The organism is Paracidovorax sp. MALMAid1276, assembly GCF_049198005.1.
Classification (GTDB): domain Bacteria; phylum Pseudomonadota; class Gammaproteobacteria; order Burkholderiales; family Burkholderiaceae_C; genus Acidovorax.
Genome location: NZ_JBMIRS010000232.1, coordinates 1 through 25,917, shown reverse-complemented (window position 1 = coordinate 25,917; position 25,917 = coordinate 1). Strand labels below are relative to the sequence as shown.

Annotated in this window: 25 protein-coding genes; 17 read left to right on the top strand and 8 right to left on the bottom strand. The window is 68.1% G+C overall.

Annotated features, from left to right (window positions below; translation table 11 throughout):
• The first annotated feature begins 148 nt into the window (after positions 1-148).
• A complete protein-coding gene (locus tag ACOQFS_RS18975) occupies positions 149-1,384 on the top strand; it encodes a YbfB/YjiJ family MFS transporter (protein WP_421564374.1) in 1,236 nt (411 codons plus the stop codon).
• 175 nt (positions 1,385-1,559) lie between these two features.
• On the opposite strand, the gene gstA is transcribed toward ACOQFS_RS18975, so the two are convergent.
• The 4 genes from gstA to ACOQFS_RS18955 all read right to left on the bottom strand — a co-directional run bounded on the left by gstA (position 1,560) and on the right by ACOQFS_RS18955 (position 4,687).
• Positions 1,560-2,168, bottom strand: a complete 609-nt coding sequence (gene gstA, locus ACOQFS_RS18970; protein WP_421564373.1) for a glutathione transferase GstA — start codon at positions 2,166-2,168, stop codon at positions 1,560-1,562.
• Between the two features lie 101 nt (positions 2,169-2,269).
• The gene (locus ACOQFS_RS18965; protein WP_421564372.1) at positions 2,270-3,043 is read right to left on the bottom strand and encodes a class II aldolase/adducin family protein; all 774 of its coding nucleotides are present in this window, start codon (positions 3,041-3,043) and stop codon (positions 2,270-2,272) included.
• A gap of 178 nt (positions 3,044-3,221) precedes the next feature.
• Positions 3,222-3,689 (bottom strand): carboxymuconolactone decarboxylase family protein, encoded by a 468-nt coding sequence (locus tag ACOQFS_RS18960; RefSeq protein WP_421564371.1) that lies wholly within the window; start codon positions 3,687-3,689, stop codon positions 3,222-3,224.
• Positions 3,690-3,802: 113 nt separating this feature from the next.
• On the bottom strand, positions 3,803-4,687 hold the full coding sequence (locus ACOQFS_RS18955) for an RNA polymerase sigma-70 factor (RefSeq protein WP_421564382.1): 885 nt from the start codon (positions 4,685-4,687) through the stop codon (positions 3,803-3,805).
• A gap of 352 nt (positions 4,688-5,039) precedes the next feature.
• Between ACOQFS_RS18955 and ACOQFS_RS18950 the strand changes: the two genes are divergently transcribed.
• On the top strand, positions 5,040-5,408 hold the full coding sequence (locus ACOQFS_RS18950; RefSeq protein ID WP_421564370.1) for a VOC family protein: 369 nt from the start codon (positions 5,040-5,042) through the stop codon (positions 5,406-5,408).
• Between the two features lie 91 nt (positions 5,409-5,499).
• On the opposite strand, the gene ACOQFS_RS18945 is transcribed toward ACOQFS_RS18950, so the two are convergent.
• On the bottom strand, positions 5,500-5,757 hold the full coding sequence (locus tag ACOQFS_RS18945) for a YkgJ family cysteine cluster protein (protein WP_421564369.1): 258 nt from the start codon (positions 5,755-5,757) through the stop codon (positions 5,500-5,502).
• Between the two features lie 12 nt (positions 5,758-5,769).
• On the bottom strand, positions 5,770-6,384 hold the full coding sequence (locus ACOQFS_RS18940) for an NADPH-dependent FMN reductase (protein WP_421564368.1): 615 nt from the start codon (positions 6,382-6,384) through the stop codon (positions 5,770-5,772).
• A 183-nt stretch (positions 6,385-6,567) separates the two neighbouring features.
• Between ACOQFS_RS18940 and mnmG the strand changes: the two genes are divergently transcribed.
• From mnmG to ACOQFS_RS18870, 14 genes are all read left to right on the top strand, one after another.
• Positions 6,568-8,553, top strand: coding sequence for a tRNA uridine-5-carboxymethylaminomethyl(34) synthesis enzyme MnmG (mnmG, locus tag ACOQFS_RS18935; protein ID WP_421564367.1), 1,986 nt, complete (start codon positions 6,568-6,570; stop codon positions 8,551-8,553).
• The gene (rsmG, locus tag ACOQFS_RS18930) at positions 8,550-9,230 is read left to right on the top strand and encodes a 16S rRNA (guanine(527)-N(7))-methyltransferase RsmG (RefSeq protein ID WP_421564366.1); all 681 of its coding nucleotides are present in this window, start codon (positions 8,550-8,552) and stop codon (positions 9,228-9,230) included. Before mnmG ends, rsmG begins: the two co-directional genes overlap by 4 nt.
• Positions 9,231-9,359: 129 nt before the next feature.
• Complete coding sequence (locus ACOQFS_RS18925; protein ID WP_421564365.1) at positions 9,360-9,974, top strand: LysE family transporter; 615 nt, start codon at positions 9,360-9,362, stop codon at positions 9,972-9,974.
• A 24-nt stretch (positions 9,975-9,998) separates the two neighbouring features.
• Positions 9,999-10,811, top strand: coding sequence for a ParA family protein (locus tag ACOQFS_RS18920; protein ID WP_421564364.1), 813 nt, complete (start codon positions 9,999-10,001; stop codon positions 10,809-10,811).
• 31 nt (positions 10,812-10,842) lie between these two features.
• Positions 10,843-11,391 (top strand): RBBP9/YdeN family alpha/beta hydrolase, encoded by a 549-nt coding sequence (locus tag ACOQFS_RS18915; protein WP_421564363.1) that lies wholly within the window; start codon positions 10,843-10,845, stop codon positions 11,389-11,391.
• Positions 11,392-11,408: 17 nt separating this feature from the next.
• Complete coding sequence (locus ACOQFS_RS18910; protein WP_421564381.1) at positions 11,409-12,227, top strand: NYN domain-containing protein; 819 nt, start codon at positions 11,409-11,411, stop codon at positions 12,225-12,227.
• Between the two features lie 7 nt (positions 12,228-12,234).
• The gene (locus ACOQFS_RS18905) at positions 12,235-13,152 is read left to right on the top strand and encodes a ParB/RepB/Spo0J family partition protein (RefSeq protein ID WP_421564362.1); all 918 of its coding nucleotides are present in this window, start codon (positions 12,235-12,237) and stop codon (positions 13,150-13,152) included.
• A 225-nt stretch (positions 13,153-13,377) separates the two neighbouring features.
• On the top strand, positions 13,378-14,709 hold the full coding sequence (locus ACOQFS_RS18900) for a hypothetical protein (RefSeq protein WP_421564361.1): 1,332 nt from the start codon (positions 13,378-13,380) through the stop codon (positions 14,707-14,709).
• Between the two features lie 15 nt (positions 14,710-14,724).
• A complete protein-coding gene (locus ACOQFS_RS18895; protein WP_421564360.1) occupies positions 14,725-15,486 on the top strand; it encodes a class I SAM-dependent methyltransferase in 762 nt (253 codons plus the stop codon).
• Positions 15,487-15,901: 415 nt separating this feature from the next.
• Complete coding sequence (locus tag ACOQFS_RS18890; RefSeq protein WP_421564359.1) at positions 15,902-17,440, top strand: COG3014 family protein; 1,539 nt, start codon at positions 15,902-15,904, stop codon at positions 17,438-17,440.
• A gap of 110 nt (positions 17,441-17,550) precedes the next feature.
• Positions 17,551-17,967 carry a YcfL family protein gene (locus ACOQFS_RS18885; protein ID WP_421564358.1) on the top strand — a complete coding sequence of 139 codons (417 nt, stop codon included), beginning with the start codon at positions 17,551-17,553 and terminating at the stop codon, positions 17,965-17,967.
• Positions 17,968-17,992: 25 nt separating this feature from the next.
• Positions 17,993-18,607 (top strand): penicillin-binding protein activator LpoB, encoded by a 615-nt coding sequence (gene lpoB, locus ACOQFS_RS18880; protein WP_421564357.1) that lies wholly within the window; start codon positions 17,993-17,995, stop codon positions 18,605-18,607.
• A 300-nt stretch (positions 18,608-18,907) separates the two neighbouring features.
• Positions 18,908-19,870, top strand: coding sequence for a hypothetical protein (locus ACOQFS_RS18875; RefSeq protein ID WP_421564356.1), 963 nt, complete (start codon positions 18,908-18,910; stop codon positions 19,868-19,870).
• 31 nt (positions 19,871-19,901) lie between these two features.
• On the top strand, positions 19,902-20,954 hold the full coding sequence (locus ACOQFS_RS18870) for an alpha/beta hydrolase (RefSeq protein ID WP_421564355.1): 1,053 nt from the start codon (positions 19,902-19,904) through the stop codon (positions 20,952-20,954).
• Between the two features lie 16 nt (positions 20,955-20,970).
• On the opposite strand, the gene ACOQFS_RS18865 is transcribed toward ACOQFS_RS18870, so the two are convergent.
• Together ACOQFS_RS18865 and ACOQFS_RS18860 are read right to left on the bottom strand one after the other, a co-directional pair.
• On the bottom strand, positions 20,971-22,074 hold the full coding sequence (locus tag ACOQFS_RS18865; protein WP_421564354.1) for a calcium/sodium antiporter: 1,104 nt from the start codon (positions 22,072-22,074) through the stop codon (positions 20,971-20,973).
• Between the two features lie 99 nt (positions 22,075-22,173).
• Positions 22,174-22,809 (bottom strand): flavin reductase family protein, encoded by a 636-nt coding sequence (locus tag ACOQFS_RS18860; RefSeq protein WP_421564353.1) that lies wholly within the window; start codon positions 22,807-22,809, stop codon positions 22,174-22,176.
• Between the two features lie 288 nt (positions 22,810-23,097).
• Between ACOQFS_RS18860 and ACOQFS_RS18855 the strand changes: the two genes are divergently transcribed.
• Positions 23,098-25,716: an EAL domain-containing protein gene (locus tag ACOQFS_RS18855; protein ID WP_421564352.1), complete on the top strand. Its 2,619-nt coding sequence runs from the start codon at positions 23,098-23,100 to the stop codon at positions 25,714-25,716.
• The last annotated feature ends 201 nt before the right edge of the window (positions 25,717-25,917 follow it).

The window sequence follows — 25,917 nt, the reverse complement described above, 5'->3', positions numbered from 1 at the left end:
GAACGGGCGCAAGCGTAATGCTGCAGCGCAAAACCTGCAGCACAGATGCGTCAACAAGGCTTCTGCTTTTGTGATAACCGCGCGGGGCTGTGCGGGGGACGCCTGGGGCCGGGCGCGATCCGCCGGTGTGCGGCAGAATCAAAAAGCCATGTCCACACGCCCCACCCCGGTTGATGTTTCTGCCGCCGCCCCGGCGCCCATTCCTGCCCTGTGGCTCGCCGTGGCGCTGTCGATGGGGGCGGCGATCTCGCTGGGCATCACGCGGTTTTCCTATGCGTTGCTGCTGCCGCCCATGCGGGACGACCTGGGCTGGTCGTACACGCTGGCCGGGGGCATGAACACCGCCAACGCGCTGGGCTACCTGCTGGGCGCGCTGGCCACGCCGCTGCTGCTGCGCCGCGCCCCGCCGGGCCGGGTGCTGGTGGCGGGCGCGGTGCTGGCCTCGGTGTTCATGGCGCTCAGCGGCTTTTTCACCGATGCGTCGCTGCTGCTGGTGCAGCGGCTGCTGGCCGGGGTGGCGAGCGCGCTGGTGTTCATTGCCGGAGGGCTGCTGGCCGCGCGGCTGGGCGCGCACGATCCGGCACGCAGCGGGCTGCTGCTGGGGCTGTACTACGGCGGCACGGGCTGGGGCATCAGCCTGTCGGCGCTGCTGGTGCCCGCAGTGCTGGGTGCCGCATCTGCTGCGCCGCACCCTTGGGCCTGGGCGTGGTGGGCGCTGGCCGTGGCCTGCGTGGCGGCCACGGCGCTGCTGTGCTGGCCGGCCCGGGCGCTGCAGGCGCTGGCGCCCCCGCCCACCAGCCCTACGGCGTTCAACCTCACGCCCCCGCCGGCCCGCGTGCGCTGGCGCGCCCTGGCGCCTGCGCTGCTGGGGTACACGCTGTTCGGCGTGGGCTATATCGGCTACATGACCTTTGTGGTGGCGCTGCTGCGCGAGCAGGGCGCGAGCGGCGGCGCCGTCACCGCGTTCTATGCGCTGCTGGGCCTGGCGGTGGTGGTGTCGTCGCGCATCTGGGCGGGCCTGCTGGACCGCAGCCGGGGCGGCGAGGCGCTGGCGCGGCTGAACGCGCTGCTGGGCGTGGCCACCGTGCTGCCCGCGCTCACGTCGGCCTGGCCCGTGGTGCTGGCGTCGGGCCTGCTGTTTGGCGGGGTGTTCTTGTCGGTGGTGGCGTCCACCACGGCCCTGGTGCGGCACAACCTTCCGCAGGCGCTGTGGGCCAGCGGCATCAGCGCGTTCACCATCGTGTTTGCCGCCGGGCAGATCGTGGGCCCCACCGTCGTGGGCTGGATCGCCGACGGCCCGGGCGGCCTGGCGCGCGGGCTGGTGTTTTCGGCCTGTGCGCTGTGGGTGGGTGCGGTGGTGGCGTGGCGGCAGAAGCCGCTGTAGCGTATCTTGAGTTTTGGTCGTGCGTTGAGCTGTGCGCGCCCCATTGATCCTGGCGCGGCCCAGGCCAGAAACGCCGAGCAAGGGCCGCCCCGCAGCGAGGGCGTTGTCCCCCTGCCCGCGCAGCGCAGCGTAGCGAGAGCGGGGGGAAGGCGCGCAGCGCCTCAGGGGGGTGTCCCTACTTCAGCAGGCCCTCGGCCTTCATCGCCGCCTGCACGGCCGGGCGGGCACCCACGCGCTCGCGGTACGCCGCCAGGTTCGCCAGGCCCGAGAGGTCGAGGTTGGTGGGTTTGGCCCAGTTGGTCACGGTGAACAGGTAGCCGTCGGCCACGGTGAAGGTGTCACCCATGAGGTACTGCTTGCCTTCGAGCTGGCTGTCCACCCACTGAAGGCGCTGCAGCAGCTTTTCGCGCGCCATGGTTTTGTACTCGTCGGGCGTGGCGGGGTTGAACAGGGGGCTGAAGCCCTTGTGCACTTCGGTGCCGATGAAGGTGAGCCACTCCTGCAGGCGGTAGCGCTCCATGGTGCCGTGGGCGGGCGCGAGGTTTTTGGTCGGCGCCTGGTCGGCGATGTACTGCACGATGGCCGGGCCTTCGCGCAGGCGCTCGCCACTGTCCAGCTCCAGCAGGGGCACGTAGCCCAGCGGGTTGATGCCGTAGTAGTCGGTGCCGTCCTGCAGCTTGTGGCTCTTGGTGCTGGCCAGCACGGGGGTGTGGGCCAGGCCCGCTTCATGCAGGGCGATGTGGGGCGAGAGCGAGCAGGCGCCGGGGGAGTAGTACAGCTTCATGGATCGGTCCTTGAAAACGGTGGTCGGAAACCGCCGATGCTATGCGCTGCGCCGGATTTCTGCAGGCACCGGGGCGCAAGCGCCTCGGTACCGGCCGCCTGTCAGCTGTCGTAGCCCGGCGCCTCGCGCTGCACCTTGCGCAGCAGCGCGGGCCAGGCAAACGCCCCGCCCAGGCCCCCCGTCTGCACGCGCATGGCCTGGGCCACGCCGCTGACGATCTGCGGGTCGACCTCGGTCAGTGCCCCTCCGGCCTGGGCATCGAGCTGGATGCGGCAGGTGTTCTCGAAGGTGTACATCGACAGAAACGCGTCGGCAATCGTCTTGCCCACGGTGAGCAGTCCGTGGTTGCGCAGCATGAGAAAGTTGGCCCGGCCCAGGTCGGCCTGCAGACGCGGCTTTTCCTCGTCGCGGAAGGCCACGCCTTCGTAGGCGTGGTAGGCCAGCGAGGCCAGCACGAAGGTGCTCTGCTGGCTGATGGGCAGCACGCCGCATTGCTGCGCGCTCACCGCCACGCCCGCGCGCGTGTGGGTGTGCAGCACGCAGCCCGCTTCGGGCCGCGCCTCGTGCACCGCGCTGTGGATGACAAAACCCGCGGGGTTCACCGGGAAGGGCGAGTCGTGCAGCTTGTTGCACTGCATGTCCACCTTGATCAGGCTCGATGCCGTGATCTCCTCGAACATGAGGCCATAGGGGTTGATGAGGAACTGGTGCTCGCCCGCGCCCGACACCGACTCGGGCAGCTTGGCGCTGATGTGGGTGAAGACCAGGTCGCTGAAGCCGTACAGCGCGACCAGGCGGTAGCAGGCCGCCAGGTCGCAGCGCAGTTGCCATTCTTCGGCGCTGACGCTGGATTTCAGCGAGGGGATGGTGAGCATGGGGCTTGTCTCCAGTGGGGGTGTGTTCAGATGGAGACGCCACTGTAGGCCCGCGCAACCCGAGGGTCTGTCAGCAAGGCTACACCCGCTGCCTGGCGCTGCGGCGTGCCCTGGGCTTGCAAAAATGATAGCTGTCAGCGCTTGATGGATAAGCGCTGGAGCCGGTTTTTGCTTGTTTTTACACCGCAGGCTTTTCCGGAATCGGCGCGCGCATGCCCGCGTTGATCAGGTTCCAGGCGTTGATGACGCCGATGGCAAAGCCCAGCTCGGTGATCTCGGTGTCGTTGAACTGCGCCTTGAGCCGCGCAAATTCCTCGTCGCTCGCGTCGCTGTGCGGCGTGGCGGTCAGGATCTCGGCCCAGCGCAGGGCCGCGCGCTCGCGCTCGCTGAAAAAGGGCGCCTCGCGCCAGCCGGCCACGGCGTTGAGGTGGCGCGGCTCCATGCCCTCTTTGACCAGCACGTGCCAGTGCATGTCCATGCAGTAGGCGCAGCCGTTGATTTGCGAGACGCGCAAGAACACCAGCTCGGCCAGGCGTGTGCCCAGCGGGCCCTTCTTGAGGGTTTCGGACAGGTTCACCAGGCCCATGAAGGCCTTGGAGGACAGCTGGTGGTAGGGGAGGCGGGCGGTGTGTTGCGACGCGGACATGGAAGGCTCCTGGCGGGTGGTGTGGATGGGGTGGACTAGTGTGCTGCCCTCCATACCCTTCAAGACGCCCCGGCCTGCCGCTCTGTGACAGGCTCCGCCGTGTTTCGTCAGATTCAGTCCAGCGTGTGCGGGATACCTGCCAGCTTGTCGGGGTTGCGCACCGCATAGATCGCCACGATCTGCGCGCCATCGGTCTCAAAGGCCTGCGCCGAATCGAGGCGGCCGTTGGCGTAGTGCAGAAGCCCCGGCTTGCCATTGATGAGTGCCATGCGGTAGGCCAATTGCTCGCCCAGGCGGCGCTGCTGCGCCCAGTACAGCATGGCGATGCGGAAGCGGCCCAGCAGCGGCCGGGGGAACGCGGCCACCTTGCCACCACCGTCGCCGATCAGCAGCGCGTCTTCGCTCAGCAGGGACTCGATGGCGACGCGGTCGCCGCTTTTTGCGGCCTGCATGAAGCGCTGCAGCAGCTGGTGGTGCACGCCCTGCGGCACCTCGAAGCGGGTGCGCGCCTGTTGCACGCGCTCGCTCGCGCGGTGCACCATCTGGCGGCAGGCGGCCTCGGTCTTGCCCAGCTGGGCGGCGATGTCGGGGTAGTCGTAGTCGAACACCTGGCGCAGCAGGAAGGCCGCGCGCTCCTCGGGGCCCAGGCGCTCCAGCACATGCAGAAAGGCGACCGACAGCTCACCCGCCAGCTCGGCGGTGGACTCGGGCGTGCGCTCGTCGAGCGCTTCCACCAGCGGCTCGGGCAGCCACCAGCCCACGTAGGCCTCGCGCTCGGCCTTCAGCGCACGCAGCCGGTCGATGGACAAGCGCGTGACCACGGTCACTAGCCAGGCCTCAGCCGACTGCAGCGCGGTGGGGTCCTGCCGGCTCCAGCGCAGCCAGGCGTCCTGCAGCACGTCTTCGGCGTCGGCGCGCACGCCCAGCATGCGGTAGGCGATGCCGAACAGGCGCGGGCGCAGGGCGGAGAAGGGATCGGTGGGGGTGGTGCTGGTCATCAAAGTCATGGCCGTGGGACGAAGTGTGCGCCCCATCCGAGCCGATGGGTGCCCTCAGAGGCCGAGACGGCCGGGTGCGGCGCGTTGTGACAGGGGCAAAGTCTGTATGCTATTTATTTTGTAGCTATAAAGTGTTGATGGATAAGCGCTGAAGGCCTTTTTATGCTTGGTTCCTGTCAAGGCCAGGATCTGGGGCGCCGGGGTGCGCTTGCGGCGTGCCTCCACCCTCCTGCATCCCCGCGCAGCCCTGCGCCACCCTGCTTGCCACGCGTGCCCCATTCGGCGAGCATGGCGGGCGCCTCGTTGTCTGGTGAATCCCTCACCGGCGTTTGCGCCCCACCTGGAGCCTGCCATGACCCATGCCCTGAACTGGTTTGAAATCCCTGTGACCGACTTTGCCCGCGCAAAGGCTTTTTATGAAGCCGTGCTGGGTATCAGCATCGCGCCGCTGGAGATGGGCGGGATGACGATGGGCATGCTGTCGTCAGAGCCCGGCGCCGTGGGCGGTGCAATCGTTCAGGGCGAGGGCAGTGTGCCTTCGCAAAGCGGAACGATGGTGTACCTCAACGGCGGGGATGATCTGGCGCCCATGCTGGCGCGCGTCGTGCCCGCTGGCGGCCAGGTGGCCGTGCCCAAGACGGACATCGGCAACGGCTTTGGCCATTTTGCGCACTTGATCGACACCGAGGGCAACAAGGTCGGCCTGCACTCCATGAACTGAGACGTGAGCGCCGGGAAGGGGGGCGCCGCCGGACGCGCCCGCACCTTCTGCGTGCTGGCGCCCTGGCGTGCCGGCGAGCGGCCGCAGCCCGTCAGCCGGGCTGCGTCATCCGCTCCAGCCGGGTCAGAAATTGCAACGCATGCTCGGCGTCGGGGCCGCACATTTCCGCCGACGGCATGAGCCCGCCACACACCGCCGGCCGCCCGGGCTGGCCAAAGATGCGGCAGCGGGCCGCATCGTCCAGCTGAATGCAGCGAACCCCGGCGGGCTTGCCCAACGGCATGCCGGGGATGGGCGAGCTGATGGATGGCGCGGTGCAACACGCGCCGCAGCCGGGGCGGCAGTTCATGGCCAGGGTGCCTTACTGGCCGGCGTCGGGCCGGAGGCGGGCCGATGCCCAGAGCACCTGGTCCACCACGGCGCGCACGCGGTCGCGGTGGGTTTGCTGGATCAAGGCGCCGCTCTCGTCAAACGCGCTGCCGGCCGATCCCAGCGCAAACGCCTTGGGCGCCAGCCAGCATTCGGCGTTGATCAGCAGCGGCGCCAGGTGGCTTTGCGAGCGCAGGCCGCCCAGGGCGCCGGGCGAGGCGCTGAGCATGCCCACCACCTTGCCGCGAAAGCTTTTGCCGCCGTCCTGCCAGTCCGGATCGCCCTTGACGGGGCTGGAGGCCCAGTCGATGGTGTTCTTGAGCAGGGCGGTGTAGCTGCCGTTGTATTCGGGCGAGCAGATCACCCAGGCCGGGTGCTGCCACAGGATTTCCTTGAGCCGCATCACATCGGCCGGCGTGCCCTGGGCTTCGAGGTCGGCGTTGTACAGCGGGATGTCGAAGTCGGACAGCTCCAGCAGCGTGACGCTGGCGCCCGCGTCGCGCGCAATGGCGGCAGCGGCGTGGGCCAGCTTGCGGTTGAAGGACTGCTGGCGCGTGCTGCCGGCAAAGATGAGCAGGGAGGAGGAAGGGGGGGTGGTGTGGGGCATGGTGCCTGCGATTGAAGCACAGGCACGGGGCAGGATTCCTGCAAGCATGTTTCACGTGGAACACCCCGGCCGTGACCCGGCCCGCGACGTGGCGAACGCAAAGTGGGAAAATCGCGGGTTGCCCGCGTCGCTTTCAGGCGGGCGGTTTGACCATTGGGCCCGCCGGGCCCCGGAGTGTTCCCCATGTTGTACCCCCAGGAATTTGATGTGATCGTCGTCGGCGGTGGCCATGCCGGCACCGAGGCCGCGCTGGCAGCCGCCCGCATGGGCAGCAAAACGCTGCTGCTGACCCACAACATCGAGACGCTGGGGCAGATGAGCTGCAACCCTTCGATCGGCGGCATCGGCAAGGGCCACCTGGTGAAAGAGGTGGACGCGCTGGGCGGGGCCATGGCGCTGGCCACGGACGAGGGGGGCATCCAGTTCCGCATTCTCAACAGCTCCAAAGGCCCTGCGGTGCGCGCCACGCGGGCCCAGGCCGACCGCATTCTTTACAAGGCCGCCATCCGCCGCATGCTGGAGAACCAGCCCAACCTGTGGCTGTTCCAGCAGGCGGTGGACGACCTGATGGTGGAGGGCGACCGGGTGGTGGGCGCCGTGACGCAGGTGGGTATACGGTTTCGCAGCCGCACGGTGGTGCTGACGGCGGGCACGTTCCTCGACGGCAAGATCCATGTGGGACTGAACAACTATGCGGCGGGCCGGGCGGGGGACCCACCCGCCGTGTCGCTGTCGGCGCGCCTGAAGGAACTGCAACTGCCGCAAGACCGCCTGAAAACCGGCACGCCCCCGCGCATCGACGGGCGCAGCATCGACTATTCCAAATGCACCGAGCAGCCCGGCGACGGCATGCCCGGCGGCGTGAACGAGGGCCAGGTGCCGGTGTTCAGCTTCATGGGCAATGCGCAGATGCACCCGCAACAGGTGCCTTGCTGGATCACCCACACCAACGAGCGCACGCACGACATCATTCGCAGCGGCTTTGACCGCAGCCCCATGTTCACCGGCAAGATCGAGGGTGTGGGCCCGCGCTACTGCCCCAGCGTCGAAGACAAGATCAACCGCTTTGCCGACAAGGACAGCCACCAGATCTTTCTGGAGCCCGAAGGCCTGACCACGCACGAGGTCTACCCCAACGGCATCAGCACCAGCCTGCCGTTCGACATCCAGTACGAGCTGGTGCGCAGCATGCCGGGGCTGGAGAACGCGCACATCCTGCGCCCCGGCTACGCCATTGAGTACGACTACTTCGACCCGCGCTCGCTCAAGAGCAGCTTTGAGACGCGCCAGATCCAGGGCCTGTTCTTTGCCGGGCAGATCAATGGCACCACGGGCTATGAAGAGGCGGCGGCCCAGGGGCTGTTCGCAGGCATCAACGCCGCGCTGCAGTGCCGGGGCGATGCGCCCTGGCTGCCGGGCCGGGACGAGGCCTATCTGGGCGTGCTGGTGGACGACCTGATCACCAAGGGCGTGACCGAGCCCTACCGCATGTTCACCAGCCGGGCCGAGTTCCGCCTGCAGCTGCGCGAGGACAACGCGGACATGCGCCTGACGGAGGTGGGGCGGCAGATGGGCCTGGTCGACGATGCGCGCTGGGATGCGTTCAGCCGCAAACGCGATGCGGTTTCACGTGAGACAGAACGCCTCAAGGCCACCTGGGTGAATCCGCGCAACCTGCCTGCGGCCGAATCCGAGCGCGTGCTGGGCAAGAGCATCGAGCACGAATACAACCTGTTCGAACTGCTGCGCCGCCCCGATGTGAGTTACGCCAACCTGGTGTCGATGGACGGCGGCAAGTACGCATCCGCCGATGTTTCACGTGAAACCCTGGGCGACCTGAGCGAGCCGGTGCTGGAGCAGGTGGAGATTGCCGCCAAGTACGCAGGCTACATTGACCGCCAGAAGGGTGAGGTGGAGCGCGCCGCGCATTTCGAAAAGCTGCGCTTGCCGCCCGACCTGGACTACATGCAGGTCACCGCGCTGAGCATCGAGGCGCGCCAGGTGCTGAGCCGCCACCGGCCCGAAACCCTGGGCCATGCTTCGCGCATCACGGGCATCACGCCCGCATCCATCTCGCTCTTGATGGTGCATTTGAAGAAGGGCGGGTTCAAGGACTTTGCCGCTTCGCCGGCCGCCCCAGCGCCCAAGACCGAGGGCGAGACGGCATGAGCGCAGCGATGCACCCGGACACGCTGCGTGCCCAGCTGGAAGCCGGCGCGAAAGCACTGGCCCTGGGCCTGAGCGATGCGCAGGTCGCTTCGCTGATGGACTTTCTGGCGCTGCTGCAGAAGTGGAACAAGGTCTACAACCTGACCGCCGTGCGCGACCCGCAGGAAATGATGACGCACCACCTGCTGGACAGCCTGGCTGCCGTGGCTTCGTTGCGTCGGCATGTAGTGGGTTTGCAGCAGGGCGGGAGGGTGGCAGCGGTGAAGCTGCTGGATGTGGGGTCGGGCGGCGGCCTGCCCGGCGTGGTATTTGCCATCTGCTGCCCCGACGTGGATGTGAGCTGCGTGGACACGGTGGGCAAGAAGGCGGCGTTCATCCAGCAGGCGGCGGTGGCCCTCAAGCTGCGCAACCTGCATGGCGTGCATGCGCGGGTGGAGACGCTGACCACGCCCTTTGACATCATCAGCTGCCGTGCATTTGCGTCGCTGCCGGATTTCGTGAATTGGTCGCGCAGCGCGCTGGCCGCGCCCCACGGTGTGTGGCTGGGCATGAAGGGCAAACACCCCGAAGACGAAATCGCCGCGCTGCCTGCCGACGTGGCGGTGTTTCACGTGGAACAGCTGGCCGTGCCGGGGCTGGATGCCGAGCGCTGCATCGTCTGGATGAAGCCTGCCTGACGGCATCAGCCCTCTTGTACGCCGGGGCCGACTTTTCAGCGCCCTGGGGCAGGGGGGTCGCGTAAACTCAGGCCCTCACTCGGGTGCGCCAAGAAGTGCCGCACCCCCCAGCAACCCCCGGGAGTCCCCATGTTCGGCATTGCAGACTATGGCGCCTTTGTCGCCGCCATCGTGTTGTTCCTCGCCATCCCGGGGCCGGGCAATCTGGCGCTTATCACCTCCACCAGCAAGGGCGGCGTGCGCGGCGGGCTCGCTGCCACCTTGGGTGTCATCGCGGGCGACCAGGTGCTGATGTGGGCGGCCGTGGCAGGGGTGGCCGCCTTGCTCGCCACCTACCCGGCGGCATTCCATGCGGTGCAGTGGCTGGGCGCGGCCTACCTGGCCTGGCTGGGGTTCAAGATGCTCACGGCCAAGCCCGGCGCGCAGCCCATTCTCAACATCCAGCCGCGCCACTACTTTCGGCAGGCGGGGCTCATCACCCTGCTTAACCCCAAGGCCATCGTGTTCTACATGGCGTTCTTCCCGCTGTTTGTGGATCCGGCCCGCCACCAGGGCCTGCTCACCTTCGGCGTGATGGCGGCCACCGTGGCGGTGCTGACCTTTCTCTACGGCCTGGTCGCCGTGCTGCTCACCCACCACCTGGCCGAGCGCATGCGCGCCAACCCGCGCATCGGCCGCGTGCTGGAAAAACTGGCCGGCGTCTTCCTGATCGGCTTTGGCATCAAGCTGGCCATCTCCAAGTAACACCACACGAACTGCAGCACCCACATGGCCAAGATCTTTTGCGTTGCCAATCAAAAGGGTGGGGTGGGCAAGACCACCACCACCGTCAACCTCGCTGCCGGCCTGGCCAAGATCGGCCAGCGCGTGCTGATGGTGGACCTGGACCCGCAGGGCAACGCCACCATGGGCTCGGGTGTGGACAAGCGCGGCCTCGACCTCACGGTGTACGACGTGCTGCTCGAATCCGCCTCGGTCAAAGAGGCGGCCGTGCTGTCGGACCCCTGCGGCTATTGGGTGCTGGGCGCCAACCGCGAACTGGCGGGCGCCGAGGTGGAACTGGTGACGCTGGAGCACCGCGAAAAGCGCCTCAAGGCCGCGCTGGCCGAGGCGGATGCCGACTTTGACTTCGTGCTCATCGACTGCCCGCCGTCTTTGAGCATGCTCACCCTCAACGGCCTGTGCAGCGCGCACGGCGTGATCGTGCCCATGCAGTGCGAATACTTCGCGCTCGAAGGCCTCACCGATCTGGTCAACACCATCAAGCAGGTGCATGCCAACCTGAACGCCGACCTGCAGATCATTGGCCTCTTGCGCGTGATGTTCGACCCGCGCATCACCCTGCAGCAGCAGGTCAGCGACCAGCTCAAGGGCCACTTCGGCGACAAGGTGTTCAACAGCGTGATCCCGCGCAACGTGCGCCTGGCCGAAGCGCCCAGCTACGGGCTGCCCGGCGTGGTGTTCGACCCGGCCGCCAAGGGCAGCCAGTCGTTCATCGAGTTTGCGCAAGAGATGGTGCAGCGCGTGCAGACCATGCCTGCCGCTGCCGCATCCATGGCAAAAATGGCCCCCAGCGCTTGATGAATAAGCGCTGACAGCTATCAAAACAATAGTGAAACAAACCCCCCGCATCTTGCTTCTGCCCGGCTGGCAGAACTCCGGCCCCGACCATTGGCAAAGCCGCTGGGAAGCCTTGCACGGCGACCAGCGCGTGGAGCAGCACGACTGGATGCGCCCGCTGCGCGGCGACTGGTCGGCCCGCCTGGAAGAGACCGTGGCCGATACCGATGGCCCGGTGCTGCTGGTGGCCCACAGCCTGGGCTGCATCCTCACCGCCTGGTGGGCCACGCACACCCGCCACGCGGCCAAGGTGCAGGGCGCGCTGCTGGTGGCCCCGGGCGACGTGGAGCGGCCCGACCTGGCCGAGATGATTCCGGGCTGGGCGCCCATCGCGCGCCAGCCGCTGCCGTTCCCTGCCGTGCTGGTGGGCAGCCGGAATGACCCGTACTGCAGCTTCGAACGCGTGCAGGCCCTGGGCACCGCCTGGGGCGCGCGCTTTGTGGACTATGGCGAGCGCGGGCACATCAATGCCGAATCGGGGCTGGGCGACTGGGACGAGGGGCGCGGCTGGCTGCAAGAACTTATAGAGAGGGAAGCGTGATGGGCGGTCAGAGAACTGTGGTCAAGTTGGAGACTGAAGAGCCCACTTTGCGGCTGGCTGTCTTAATCGACGCCGACAACGCCCAGGCCGCCGTTATCGAAGGTTTGCTCGCCGAGATTGCGAGGTATGGCGAAGCAGCAGTGCGGCGCATTTATGGCGATTTCACTTCTCCCGCTAGCGCTTCCTGGAAGAAGGTTTTGAACCAGCATTCCATCAAACCAGTGCAGCAGTTCGCTTACACCACAGGAAAAAACGCCACTGATAGCACGATGATCATCGATGCGATGGATCTGCTGTACACACGCAAATTTGATGGCTTCTGTTTGGTGACGAGTGATAGTGATTTCACAGGACTGGCGGTTCGGCTGAGAGAGGAAGGTCTTACTGTCTTTGGTTTTGGCGAAAAGAAAACACCAGAGCCGTTCCGAAACGCGTGCCACAAGTTTGTATTCACCGAAATTTTCCGCCCATCGGTTCCTGCCGCCGCGCCTCAGGCACAGCAGGTAGCTCCAGCTCAACTGCCTGAACCCCCGGCGTTACCTGTGTCGGTGACTTCTTCTCTCGCTGACGGCGCTGCTCAAGTCTTTCCTCGTGAGTTCGTGATGCAAGCGCTAGAAAGTTCGGTTGACGATTCTGGTTGGGCCCACTTGGGCACGTTTGGCAGTTATCTAACCAAGCTCCAGCCAGACTTTGATTCGCGGCACTACGGTTTTAAGAAGCTCTCGGACTTGGTTAGAGCCAAGACCGATCTGTTTGCAACGGAAGAGCGCACAGCGCCTGGCTCGCAGCAGAAAGTCTTGTATTTGCGAGCGCAAGCTCCCACAGCGATTAAGTAAGGAAAGCATGGTCACCAAAAAACCCAAGGGCCTCGGGCGCGGCCTCGAAGCGCTGCTCGGCCCCAAGGTCGCAGACAAAGTGGAGCAGGCCCAGGCCACCGAGGCGGGCCTGCCCAGCAGCCTGCCGCTGTCTGAGCTGGTGCCCGGCGTTTACCAGCCGCGCACGCGCATGGACGAGGGCGCGCTGTACGAGCTGGCCGAGTCCATCAAGGTGCAGGGCATCATGCAGCCCATCCTGGTGCGGCGCCTGGGAGAGGGCGAGCACGCAGGCAAGTACGAAATCATCGCGGGCGAGCGGCGGTTTCGCGCGTCGCGCCTGGCGGGCCTGGCCGAGGTGCCGGTGCTGGTGCGCGATGTACCCAACGAATCAGCCGCCGCGATGGCGCTCATCGAGAACATCCAGCGCGAAGACCTGAACCCGCTGGAAGAGGCCCAGGGCCTGCAGCGCCTGGTGCGCGAGTTTGGCCTGACGCACGAGCAGGCCGCGCAGGCCGTGGGCCGCTCGCGCAGCGCGGCCAGCAACCTGCTGCGCCTGCTCAATCTGGCCGAGCCGGTGCAGACCATGCTCATGGCGGGCGATATCGACATGGGCCATGCGCGTGCGCTGCTGGCGCTGGACCGCGCCGCGCAGATCACGGCGGGCAACCAGATCGCGGCCAAGAAGCTGTCGGTGCGCGAAGCCGAGGCGCTGGTCAAGAAGATCGGCGCCGAGTTCAGCCTGGTGCCGCAAAAGCCCCAGAAGGAAAAGTCGCGCGACTTGAAGCGGGTGGAAGAGGAACTGTCCGATCTGCTGATGGCCGAGGTCGAGGTGCGCGTGAAAAAGCGCATCAAGCGCAACGGCCGCGTGGAAGACATGGGCGAGCTGGCGATCCAGTTCGGATCGCTCGAGGCCTTGAACGGGCTGATCGACCGATTGCGGGGGTGACGGGGTGGGGGCGGCCGTGCCGCCGCGCAAAACGGCGTGAAATAGCGCACACAAACGGTTTCCAGCCGTAACTTGCACAGGCAAAATGCTTCGGTGCGGGGCCTACACTGCGCTGCGTTCAACACACCCGGGTTGACCGCAAGGCCCTGGCAGCCAGCCCGTTTGCTGCGCTGCGGCCCACGATGGTTTGCCGGGTGATTTCTGCATCTCCCGGAGCCCATCGCCATGAAACCTCTGCGCCTCTCCCCCCTCTGCCTGGCCGCCGGCCTGTGCGTTGCCAGCCTGGCCGCCCAGGCCCAGACCTCCAAAGCCCCCAAGGTCCAGCTGTGGATGGACCTGTCCACCGGCACCATGGCCGGCATGCCCGAGATGGACAGCCTGCCCGGGGGTGGCGGCATGCTCGGCGGCCTCATGGGCAGCATGGCCGGAGGCAGCGCGCAGGGCAGGGCGGGCGGCGGCAACACGGCCTATGGCCACGCCCGCGCCATGTCCGTCATGCCGCCGCGCGTCATCGACATCGCCCTGCACAACAGCCTGCGGCCGGGCGTGGAGGCCAGCCAGTCCATCCCGCCCGGCATGCGCATGGGCGAAAGCCTGCCGCTGGTGCCGCCCCGTGCCCAGCCCGTGCAGACCGAGCCCGGCGAAGTGCCGCAGGAATACCAGCAGCACCAGCCCAAGGGCCGCGTCCTGCTCTACTGGGGTTGCGGCAGCACGGTGCGCGCGGGCCAGCCGCGCGTGATCGATCTGGCCCGCGCCCGGCCGACGGACTACGCCCAGGCCTTTGCCGGCCGCGCCGTGCCCGACCGCGGGCCGCGCGTGGGCCCGGCCCATGCGCTCTACCCCAATGAGCGCAACCAGGTCAGCCTGTCGCGGGACAGCTCGCTGGTGGGCGAGCACCAGGTGCGCGGCGACGGCGTGCCCGCATCGATGAAGTTCACGCTGGGTGCGGCGCAGGACCTGATGCCCGCCATCGACCTGCGCACCACCGGCAAGCCGCAGGACAGCATGGGCACGAGCTGGCAGCCCGTGCGCAATGCGCGCGCCTACTACCTGCACGCCATGTCGCAGAGCGGGGACGACCTGGTGATGTGGTCCAGTGCCGAAGCGCCAGACACCGGCATGGGACTGTTCGACTACCTCTCGCCCGCCACCATCGACCGCTGGCTCAAGGACCGCGTGCTGCTGTCGCCCGAGACCACGCAGTGCGCCATCCCGCAGGGCATCTTTGCCGGCGGCGGGCGCGACGCCACGCCCATGTTGCGCATGGTGGCCTATGGCGGCGAAAGCCACATCGTGCACCCGCCGCGCCCGGCCGACCCCCGGGCCGCGTGGGAGCCCGAGTGGGCCGTGCGCGTGCGCGTGAAGTCGCACACGATGGCCATGCTGGGCGAGGAGATGCAGGGCGCGCGGGGCGGCGGCGCCGCCGCGAACGCTGGCAACGCGCCGTATGGCAGCGGCATGTCCGGCGGGCAGCCGGCGCCGGGCGAGGGCGGCGATGGCGCGTCCGGCAACGTGGTGAATCCCGTCAACCTTCTGCGCGGCCTGTTCGGCCGCTGACCGGAGCCTCGTCCCATGGCCCTGCGCTTGCCCTGGCCCTTGCCCGCGTTGCTGGCGTGGGGCGGTGCGTGGCTGCTGTTCGTGCTGCTGCAGCGCGCCGTGCCGCCTGTGGTGGCGTTGCTGGCGGCCTGTCTGCTGAGCACGGCGGCCAGCGTGCTGGGCGGCAGCAGCTGGTGGCGCCGGGGGCTGATTGCCCTGGGCTTTCCGCTGTCGCTGGCGTTGCTGGGCACCGCCAGCCTGCCCACGTGGGCCTGGCTGGTGCCGCTGGCACTGCTGCTGCTGGTGTATCCGCTCAACGCCTGGCGCGATGCGCCGTTGTTTCCCACCCCGCGCCATGCCCTGCAGGCCCTGGCCGTGCAGGCACCGCTGCCGCTGGGCGCGCGCGTGCTGGACGCCGGCTGCGGCGTGGGCGACGGCCTCCAGGCGCTGCGCCACGCGTACCCGTCGGCGCAGCTGGAGGGTGTGGAGTGGAGCTGGCCCCTGCGCCTGTTGTGCGCGCTGCGCTGCCCCTGGGCGCAGGTGCGGCAAGGCGACATGTGGGCGGCCGACTGGAGCCCGTACCGCATGGTCTACCTGTTCCAGCGGCCCGAGAGCATGGCGCGCGCCGCCGCCAAGGCCCAGGCCGAGCTGGCGCCCGGCGCTTGGCTCGTGAGCCTGGAGTTCGAAGTGCCCGGCGTGCTGCCCAGCGCGCAGCTGCGCGCGCCGGGCGGGCGGGTGGTGTGGCTGTACCGCATGCCGCTCAACCGTGTGGCGGACGGCCAGCGCGTTCAGGACTGAACGGCTCGCGCGACGAGGACCCACACATGCTGCGCCACTCCCTGCCAGTCAGCCTGTCAACCCGACCATTGGGTGGTTGTGGGATGCCGTTTGTTAGCGTATGTTACGGAGCCCCGTGGTGGTTACAGAAAAGATACAAGCATTTGCTACATTGCGCCGCTGGCTACAAAACCACACAGAACCACCTAGAAATTCACAGCCAGAGGGGGTTGTCCGCAGCTTGCACGCGCGCCAGGAGGGGGCGCCCGGGCTGCCCGCACCGCCTTGATCCGGTTCCCGCAATTCGCCACAGGCCACGCACGCTGCGCGCGCAGGCACCCCGCTCGCACGGGGGCGCCGCGCCGCGGGCTTGCGCCTTGCGCGGGTCGGGCCGGGGTTTTCTGGTGTCCTACCGAACGACCTGCAAGGAGCTTTGATGACGACCGCCCACCCCAACCGTTTTCGCCCGCGCCTGCTGTGGGTGCTGGCGCTGAGCGCGGCCCTCACGGGTTGCGCCACCATGCAAAGCCACGACAAGGTGGCCACCGACATGCAGACCGCCGGCCGCACGGGCGGCATTCCTGCCGCGCTGGCCAGCCTGGAGAGCACGGCCAAGTCCGAAGAAGAAAAGACGGCGCTGCTCTACAACATGGAACGCGGCGAGCTGCTGCGCATGGACCGGCGGTACGCTGACAGCACCCACGCTTTCCTGCTGGCCGACATCAAGGTCAAGGAATGGGAAGAGACGGCCAAGACCAATCCCTCCAAGCTGATGGGCACCGTGGGTGCGGCCATCATCAGCGAGCGGCTCAAGGTGTACGAAGGCCAGGACTACGAGAAGGTGTGGCTGACCACGCGCCTGGCGCTCAACCGCATGGCCGCCAGCGACTTCGAGAACGCCCGCGTGGACATCAAGCGCACCCACGAGCGCGAGGCCATCATTGCCGAGTTCCGCGCCAAGGAAACCCTGGCCGCCGAAGAAGAGGCCAAGGCCAAGGGGGCCACCTCGGGCGGCAAGGAGCTCAACGGCTATCCGGTCGAGACCCTCAACGACCCAGAGGTGCTGGCGCTCAAGAACGGCTATTCCAACGCGCTCAGCCATTACCTGGCGGGCTTTCTGTACGAAATGCTCAACGAGCCCGGCCTGGCCGCGCCCGGCTACCGCAAGGCCATCGAGCTCAAGCCCAACACGCCCGTGCTCGAGGAAGGCCTGCGCGGCCTGGACCAGCGCACCGGCTTCACCTGGAAGCGCCGCCAGCGCATGACCGATGTGCTGTTCATCGTGGAAGCCGGTGATGCCCCGGCGCGCAAGCCCAAGGCCTTCACGCTGCCCGTGCCCACCGGGCGCGGCATGGTCACGGCCAGCATCTCCTACCCGGTGATCGAGCCCTCCACGGATCCTTTGCTGACCACGCTGTCGGCAGCGGGCACCGAGTTCAAGCTGGAGAAGGTGGTGGACGTGAACGTGATGGCGCGCCGCGCCCTCAAGGACGAAATGCCGGGCATGGTGCTGCGTGGCTTCACGCGCGCCGTGGCCAAGGGCGTGCTGCAGAACGAGCTGCAAAAACGGGGCGGCCTGATCGGCGGCATCATCGGCGCGGCCGCTTCGGTGGCCACCGAGCAGGCCGACGACCGCATGTGGCGCATGCTGCCCGGCCGCGTGTACGTGGCCCGCGGCTACCTGCCACCGGGCGAACACGTGGTGAGCATCAACGGCCGCCAGCTGCCCGTGCCCGTGAAGGTGGACGGCCAGTACGCCCTGGTGCCGCTGCGCATGTACGAAAACAGCGTGCTCACCGGCGACGTGGTCATGCTGGGCCAGCTGCCCACGGTGGCCGCTGCCGAGCCACCCGCACCCCCTGCCGCCGCCGCTGCGCCCGCCACGACCACGCGCACCACGCGCAACACCCGCGCCGTGCCCAGCACGGCCGTGAAGCCGGCCGTGGCCAAGCCCGCCGCCGACGCGAAGAAATAGAACCGACCTGGAGGCTGCTGCGCCACGGCCGTGTCCGGGGCGCAGCAGCCTCCCGCCGAATACCGATTCAAGAACCCTGTATGCCAAGAATTTTGGAAGGAGCCTTGGGCATGAGAAAGCAATGGACTTTGACGGCACCTGCCGCTGCGGGGGCTGTGGTTGCCGCCGCCCTGATGACCCTGTCTGCGGGCGCTGCCGCCCAGCAGCACGACCCTGCGACCCCCCTGGCCGTGGCCGCCAAGGTGGCGCTGCGTGGCGAGGCCAACAGCATCGCCGTGCGCGAGATGCGCATCGTGCGCAAGAACGACATCCTGGTGGTGCAGGCCGACATGGCCAACATGGGCCGCACCGACCGCACGGTGTTCTACCGCTTCAAGTGGCTGGACAACGTGGGCAACCAGGTGGGCGATGGCGAATCGTGGAAGCAGATGTCCGTGCTGGGCCTGGGGCAGCAGACCGTGAAGAGCGTGGCACCCACCAGCGCCGCCGTGGATTTGCGGCTGGAGATGAACGTCGAGCCTCGATAAAAACGTTTGCTAAGGAATTAATAGCATGAAAACCAATACCATCAAGCGCTGCGGCCTGATTGCAGGCATAACGACCAGCGCGCTGCTCCTGTCGGCCTGCCAGAACCTGTCTTCGCCCACCGTGCGTTTTGACCGCCAGGTCAACTACGGCGACGCCAAGGCCGTGGAGCTGGTGACCAACGAGTTCGGCTCCACCGACCTGCAGATGATTGCCGAGAAGATGACCGGCAGCCTGCTGGAGACCGGCATCTTCCAGGGCCGCCCCACGGTGACCCTGGCCCCGGTCAAGAACAAGACCAGCGAATACATCGACACCAACAACGTGATGAGCTCCATCCAGACGGCGCTCACCAAGTCGGGCAAGGTGCGCTTTGTGCGCTCCATCAACCAGATGCAGCAGGGCGTGGATGAGCTGCAGCGCCAGAACCAGAGCGGCCTGTACAAGCAGGGCACCACCGCCAAGATCGGCCAGATGACGGCCGCCAAGTACCAGCTCGAAGGCGAGCTGACCAGCATCGTCAAGCAGAACAACACCACCAAGGACGTGTACTACAAGTTCACGCTTTCGCTGTTCGACGTGCAGGAGGGCACGGTGGAATGGCAGGACGAAAAAGAGATTCGCAAAACAAGCAAGAGGTAACCCCCTGAGCGGCTGCGCCGCTTCCCCCTTTCTCTCGTGCTACGCGCGGGAAGGGGGACGCCGCCAGTGCGGCGGGGCGGCCCTTGCACGGCGGCCGCTGGCCGGGGCCGCGCCAGTTTTTACCGGCATGGGCGATTGCCTGCGCCATTTGATTTTGGATTCCAGTTATGGAGGCGTCTTTGAACTTCCAACCACCGTTCGGGCTGAGCCTGTCGAAGCCTCGCGCAGCGCTTCGACAGGCTCAGCGTGAACGGGTTTAGTGGGGTTGACGCCGTCTCAACAGCTCACAAGGAGCACACCATGCAACGCAGAACCACTTTGCACACGGCCCTGGCCGTGATCGCGGCCACCACCCTGGCCTGGGGCACCACCGCCCAGGCGCAGCAGCCGGGCGCCGCGCCCAAGATCGCCGTGACCGACCTGGCCTATGCCCAGCGCGTGTCCGAATACTTCATGGCCGGCACCTACCAGCGCAGCAGCCAGATGAGCGCCGGCGGCAGCCACAGCGGCGGGCACAGCCACGGCATGTATGGCGGCTCGGGCTCGCATTCGGGCAGCCACCACATGCAGGCGTCCGAACAGGCCAGCGGCACCTACGTGGCGGGCCGCTACAGCTACATCGAGCAGCGCGAGCTGGGCGGCTACACCAACGACATCAAGGGCGCCATCCTGCAGGGCACCTACTTCCGCCTGGTGCAGGGCAAGGGCTTTGATGCCGGCAAGCCGCAGGCCACCAAGGCCGAGCAGGTGCTCAACCAGGTGCAGGGCGGCAAGATGGCCACGCCGCAGGCGCAGCCCCAGGTGGCCGACGTGATCAGCCGGATCAAGAAGGGCGAGTTCAACGGCGCCGACTATGTGCTGTTCGGTGTGGTGTCCAGCATCGACTTCACCGACGCGCTGTCGCCCCTGCAAGGCACGACCAGCGCCACACGCCAGTACGGCCTGCAGCTCCTGGCCGACTTCTCGCTCATCAACACCAAGACCTACGAGATCAAGGCGGCCTTCTCCGCCCAGGGCGAGGGCAACGACACCAAGATTTTGTCGATCCGTGGCGACATCGCCCCGCCGAACCGCGCCAAGGTGATGCGCGAAACCTCGCTGTCGCTGGCGCAGGACGTGTACCAGCAACTGGCCACGCAACTGGGCTACACCGATGCCCACCTGGCGCGCGGCGTGCGCCCGCCCGTGGTGTACCCGCAGGGCGGCCAGCCCATGCCCGTGCCGCAGCCCCAGCAGCCCGAACAGGTGCTGATCCTCAAGTGACGCGCACCCGGGTGCAGCCACCGTGCCTCGCATGACAGGACCGCACCCACCGCCCGCCGCATCCCAGCGGCGGCGCCCCACAGCCAGCCGTGTGCTGGCTTTTTTGTGGGGCGCAGGGTTGCGGGGCGTGGCCCTGTCGATGGCGGCAGCCTGGCTCACGGGCTGCGGTGGCCGCGGGCCTGCGGCCGTGTCGCAGCCAGCGCCCCAGCACAGGGCCAGCGCGTTCACCCTGCGGGCGTTGCCCGGAAACGGCGAAGGCGCCACCGTGCTGGCGCTGCAGCGGCCCGAGCGCGCGGCACCCTTGCGCTACCGGGTCATCGTGATCCCCGGTTCGGGCTGCGCCGGCCTGGGCGCATGGGCCGACCGCTACTTTGCGGGCCTGCTGCACGCCCAGGTGCTGGTGCTGCACAAACCCGGCGTGCACCCGGACGACCGTACCGCGCCAGCCGGCTGCTCCCGTAATTTCGTGCAGCAAGACCGCCTGTCCGCCTGGCTGGCCCATGCGCGGGCGGCGCTGCGGGCCGATGCGGCCGGGCAGCGGGGCGAGCCCGCCGTGCCGCAGCTGCTGGTGGGCATCTCCGAAGGCGCCGAACTGCTGCCCGCACTGGCGCCCGACGTGCCCCGGCTGGCCGGCCTGGTGTTGCTGGCGTCCAGCGGGCTCGATCCGCAGGAGGCCGGGGCCCTGCAGGCCGACCGCCTGGGCCTGCAGGCCGATTGGCAGGCGCTGGGTGACCACGTGGCAAGCGGCCGACCGGACACGGCGGTGCTGCAGGGCCGCAGCCTCGGCTACTGGCGCGACCTGTGGCACTGGCCCCTGGCCGCCCCGCTGTTGCAGGGCCCCTGGCCCGTGCTGCAGGTGTGGGGCGGCGATGACGAGCTGGTGCCTGCGGCGGCCTATGGGCGGTTTGAGGCCCAGGCCGCCACGCGCTCCGCACCCTATTGCGCGCGGCGCATCGAAGGCGCCGACCACGGCCTGCAGCGCCCCGGCATGGACGGCGTGCAGCGCGTGTGGGCCTGGACCGAGCAGTGGGCGCGCAGCCCAGAGGCCGGGCTGTGCGGCGCGCTGCGGGGTTTGCCGCAGTAGGGCGCCGCTGCCGCAGTCAGGGCTGCGGCACCTTGCGGATCAGCGACACCACCAGCGTGACCAGGGTGAGCGGGATCACGAAGCTCATCATCACCGCCGAATAAGTGGGCAGTGCGGCGTGGTCCTGCGCGGCCATGATGAGGTAGCTCACGTAGGCCACGTAGTAGCCCAGGAACACGGCGCCTTCCCAGCGCGCGATCTCGCGCCCCGACAGGAAGATGGGCAGGCTGGCCAGGGCCACGGCCAGCATCACCCAGATGTCGAAGGCCAGCACCGAGCCCGGAACCGTGAGGCCCGTGCTGCCCGCCAGCAGGCCCGACAGGCCGAGGCAGCCCAGGATGTTGAAGGTGCTGCTGCCCACCGCGTTGCCCACCGCAATGTCGCGCTCGCCCTTGAGGGCCGCAGCGATCGACGTCGCCACCTCGGGCATGGAGGTGCCAGCCGCCACGATGGTGAGGCCAATCACCACGTCGCTCACGCCCAGCGCCTTGGCAAAGGCCACCGCGGCGGTCACCAGCCAGTCGGACCCCAGCACCAGCAGGCCCAGCCCGCCGACGATGAGCAGCAGCTGCACCCACAGGTGCGAATCCCAGGCACCGGGGGCTGCGGGCTGCAGGCCGGCCTCGTATTCGCCAGGGGCGGCATCCGGGGTGCCGGCCGCGGCGGCACGGGTCTCGCGGCGCGACTGCACGACGAGAAACGCGGTGTAGGCCACCAGCAGCCCCACGAACAGGGCGCCGTCGAGCACCCCCAGGCGCCTGTCCAGGCTCAGCACCAGCAGCAGCAGCGAGGCACCGATGAGGATGGGCACCTCCTGCCGGATGATCTGGTTGTGCACCACCAGCGGGGCGATGACGGCGCTGACCCCGAGGATGAACAGCACGTTGAAGATGTTGCTGCCCACCACGTTGCCGATGGCCAGGTCGGTCTGCCCGTTGAGCACGGCCCCGGCGGACACGGCCATCTCCGGGGCGCTGGTGCCAAAGGCCACGATGGTCAGGCCCACCACCAGCGGCGAGATATGGAACGACAGCGCCAGCCGCGCCGCGCCGCGCACCAGCACGTCCGCGCCGACCACCAGGGCCGCCAGGCCGGCCGCAAACATCAGGACATTGAGCATGGAGCACCTCGCAGGGGTTGGGCGGGACCGATGATGGGACGTCTGAGTGTGCCTGCACCCTTCCCCCATCGGAATGGCGCGGGGTCTTGTCGCCGGGGGTCAGCGCGGCCGGTGCATGCGAAACAGCTGCTCGGGCCCCACCGTGAAGTAGTCGGCCGGGCCGCCGCCGCGCAGGATGTGGCCGGCGCCTGCGGTGTCGTACACGCCGTCCTTGAGCAGCGCGGTGTCGATGTGCACGGCCACCACCTCGCCCAGCACCAGCCAGGTCTCGGCCTTCACGCCGTCAGCCCCTTCGAGCTGCAGGATCTGGGTGCTGCGACACTCGAAGGTGACCGGGCTCTGGGCCACGCGGGGCGGGCGCACCCGCGTGGAGGCCAAGGGGGTGAGCCCGGCCAGGTCGAACTCGCTCACCCCGGGCGGCACCGCCGCACAGCTCTGGTTCATGGCCTCGGCCAGCCCGCGCGTGGCCAGGTTCCACACAAACTCGCCCGTCTCTTGCACGTTGCGCACCGTGTCTTTGAAGCCGATGCTCGCAAAGCCCACGATGGGCGGCACGTAGTTGAAGGCGTTGAAAAAGCTGTAGGGCGCCAGGTTGGGGGCACCAGCGGCGCTCTGCGTGGAGATCCAGCCGATGGGGCGCGGTCCCACGATGGCGTTGAACGGGTCGTGCGGCAGGCCGTGGCCTCGGCGGGGCTCGTAGCTGTGGACGGTGCGTGGGGGCGGGGCTGCAGTCATGGGGCGGGCCGGCGGTATTGTGGGCGGGTGGCTGGCACTGTAGTGGAACGCCGGTTTCGCAGGCGGTCCCGTCCTCGTCGCCCGGTCGGCTAGGGTGCGAATGCTGCAAAATATATAGCTATAACCCGTTGATGGATAAGCGCTGAAGGCATTTTTGATGCCTTTTTTTGTGGGCACGGCGTGCGCATGGCACCCCGCGGCCCCGCGCTGCGGCTGCCGCAGGCCGGGCAAAAATCCGCAGTCCGGCCCGCCATCGGCAACAATGCTTGTCGTACCACTGTCCCGTTCATGAGCCAGCCCTCACCCCAGCACCCGCCTGCCGCTGCCGCCCTGACCGAACCTTCGGGCATGCTGGAGCGCCTGCGCGGCGCGGTGCACCAGCTGGCGCAGGCCGAGCGCCTGCAGCGCGCGCTGTTCGCCATCGCCGACCTGTCGGGCGCCCACCTGAGCATGCGCGCCATGCTCGAACAGCTGCACGCCATCGTGGGCACGCTGATGTACGCGCGCAACCTGTTCCTGTCGCTGTACGACCATGACGCCGACACGCTGGAGTTCATCTACTTCGTGGACGAGGCCGCGGTAGACCTGCCGCCGCTCGGGGTCCGCATCCCCATGGCCGACCTGCACCAGTCGCTCACCTGGCACCTGGTGCGCGGGGGCGCCACGCTGCGCGGCTCGATGAGCGAACTGGCCCGGCAGCTGGACGGCAGGCTCAAGGCCCTGGGCGCCTATGCGCCGGACTGGCTGGGCGTGCCGCTGCGCGACGGAGCGCAGGTGCGCGGCGTGCTGGTGGTGCAAAGCTACGACCAGGGCGGGCGCTACGGCCCCGAGGAGCAGGAGCTGCTCGAATTCGTGGCCAGCCATGTGCTCACCGCCGTGCAGCGCCGCCAGATCCGGCAGGACCTGGAGCGTGCCGTGAGCGCGGGCACGGCCGAGCTGGCCAGCGCCAACCAGGCGCTGCAGGCCGAGGTGGCCCGGCGCCAGCGCGGCGAGCGCCTGCAGGCGGCGCTCTACCGCATTGCCGAGCGTGCCAACGACCCCGGCCCCGTGCAGGACTTCTATCGCGCGGTGCACCACAGCGTGGGCGAGCTGATCAATGCGCGCAATTTCTACATCGCGCTGTTGTCCGAAGACGGCAGCGAGCTGGACTTTCCTTACTACGTGGACGAGAACCACGTCGGCACCAAGTCGCGCCCGCTGGGCAACGGCATGACCGAGTACGTGCTGCGCAACGGCCAGCCGCTGCTGGCCACGGGCGACGAGATCGAGGCGCTGCACCAGCAGGGCGCGATCAGCAAGAGCGGCCCCAGCTCGCGCTCGTGGGTGGGCGTGCCGCTGGTGTGCGAAGGCCGCGCGCTGGGCGTGGTCGCCGTGCAGAGCTACCAGGCCGACGTGACCTACACCGAGCGCGACCGCGACCTGCTCGGCTTCGTGTCGCACCAGATCGCCAGCAGCCTGGTGCGCCGGCGCACCACCGAATCCCTGCGCCTGGCCAACGCCGAGCTGGAGCAGCGCGTGGCCACGCGCACGGCCGAGCTGCAGGAGCAGATCGAGGTGCGCCGCCGGGTGGAGGCGCAGCTCAAGCACGAAACCCTGCACGACGCGCTCACCGGCCTGCCCAACCGCAGCTACCTGCTGGAGCGGCTGGACTGGCTGCAGAGCCGCCTGCACCGCCAGCCCGACCAGCGCTTTGCGGTGATGTTCATCGACGTGGACCGCTTCAAGCTCATCAACGACAGCATGGGCCACTCTGCGGGCGACGCCGTGCTGCACCAGATCGGCCGGCGCCTGGCCAGCGTGCTGCGCGCGCCCGACATGGTGGCGCGCGTGGGCGGCGACGAGTTCGCGGTGCTGGTGGCCGATGCCCCGGCCGCCGACCCGGTGGTGCGCATCGCCCGCCGCATGCTGGAGGTGCTTGACGAGCCCATCGACGTGGGGGGCAAGCGGCTGTTCGCCTCGGCCAGCATCGGCATCTCGCTGTGCGACCGCGACAAGCCCAATGCCACCGACCTGCTGCGCAACGCCGACACCGCCATGTACCGCGCCAAGGTGAACGGCCGGCGCCGCTACGAGCTGTATGACGCACACCTGCACACGGACGCGCTGCAGATGCTCGAAATCGAAAGCGCACTGTGGCTGGCCGTGAAGGAGCGGCAGTTCGAGCCCTACTTCCAGCCCATCGTCTCCCTGGCCGATGGCAGCGTGTGCGGCTATGAAGCGCTGGTGCGCTGGCACCACCCCACCGAAGGCCTGCTGTCGCCGGGCGAGTTTCTGCCCGTGGCGGAAGAAAGCGGCAGCATCGACGCCATCGACTGGCAGATCTACGAAGCCGCTGCCGCCCGCATGGCGCAGCTGGTGCAGACCACCGGCTTTGCGGGCTACCTGAGCGTGAACGTGGCGCCGCGCCACTTCCGCCAGCCCGGCTTTGGCGACCGCATGCTGCGCCTGCTGAGCGACGCGGGCCTGCCGCCGCAGCGCCTGTGCCTGGAGATCACCGAGGGCGCGCTCATCGAAGACCCCGAGCGCACCAGCGTCGTGCTGCACGAGCTGCGCGCGCACGGCATGGCGCTGGCGCTGGACGACTTCGGCACCGGCTATTCGTCGCTGGGCTACCTGCACCGGCTGCCGCTGCGCACCCTCAAGATCGACCGCAGCTTTGTGCAGCCGCTCGACACGCCGCCGGCTGCCGCGGGCGGCGAGACCGCCGCCCCCAACCCCACGGCCGCCGTGGTGCGCGCCGTGCTGGCGCTCGCCGGCTCGCTCGGCCTGAACGTGGTGGCCGAGGGCATCGAGACACCGGCCCAGCGGCAGGTCCTGCTCGACCTGGGGTGCACGCAGGGGCAGGGTTACCTGTTCGGCCGGCCCAACCCCATCGGCGCGCCGGACGTCATCGTCACCGAACTTTGAGAACCTGTTCAAGATCTTTTCGGGGATCGCATTGGAGTGCAATCGGGATGAGTGGAAGCTTCGGGTGCGCAGCATGGGCTCATGCCCATGCAAGCAGCCGAGGCTGTTGATTTCCATGCAAAGCTGACCCACCATTTCCATCGAATCTTGACCCACCCTGGTTCGTGAACTTCATGCTCACGTTGTGGATAAGTTCTTGGT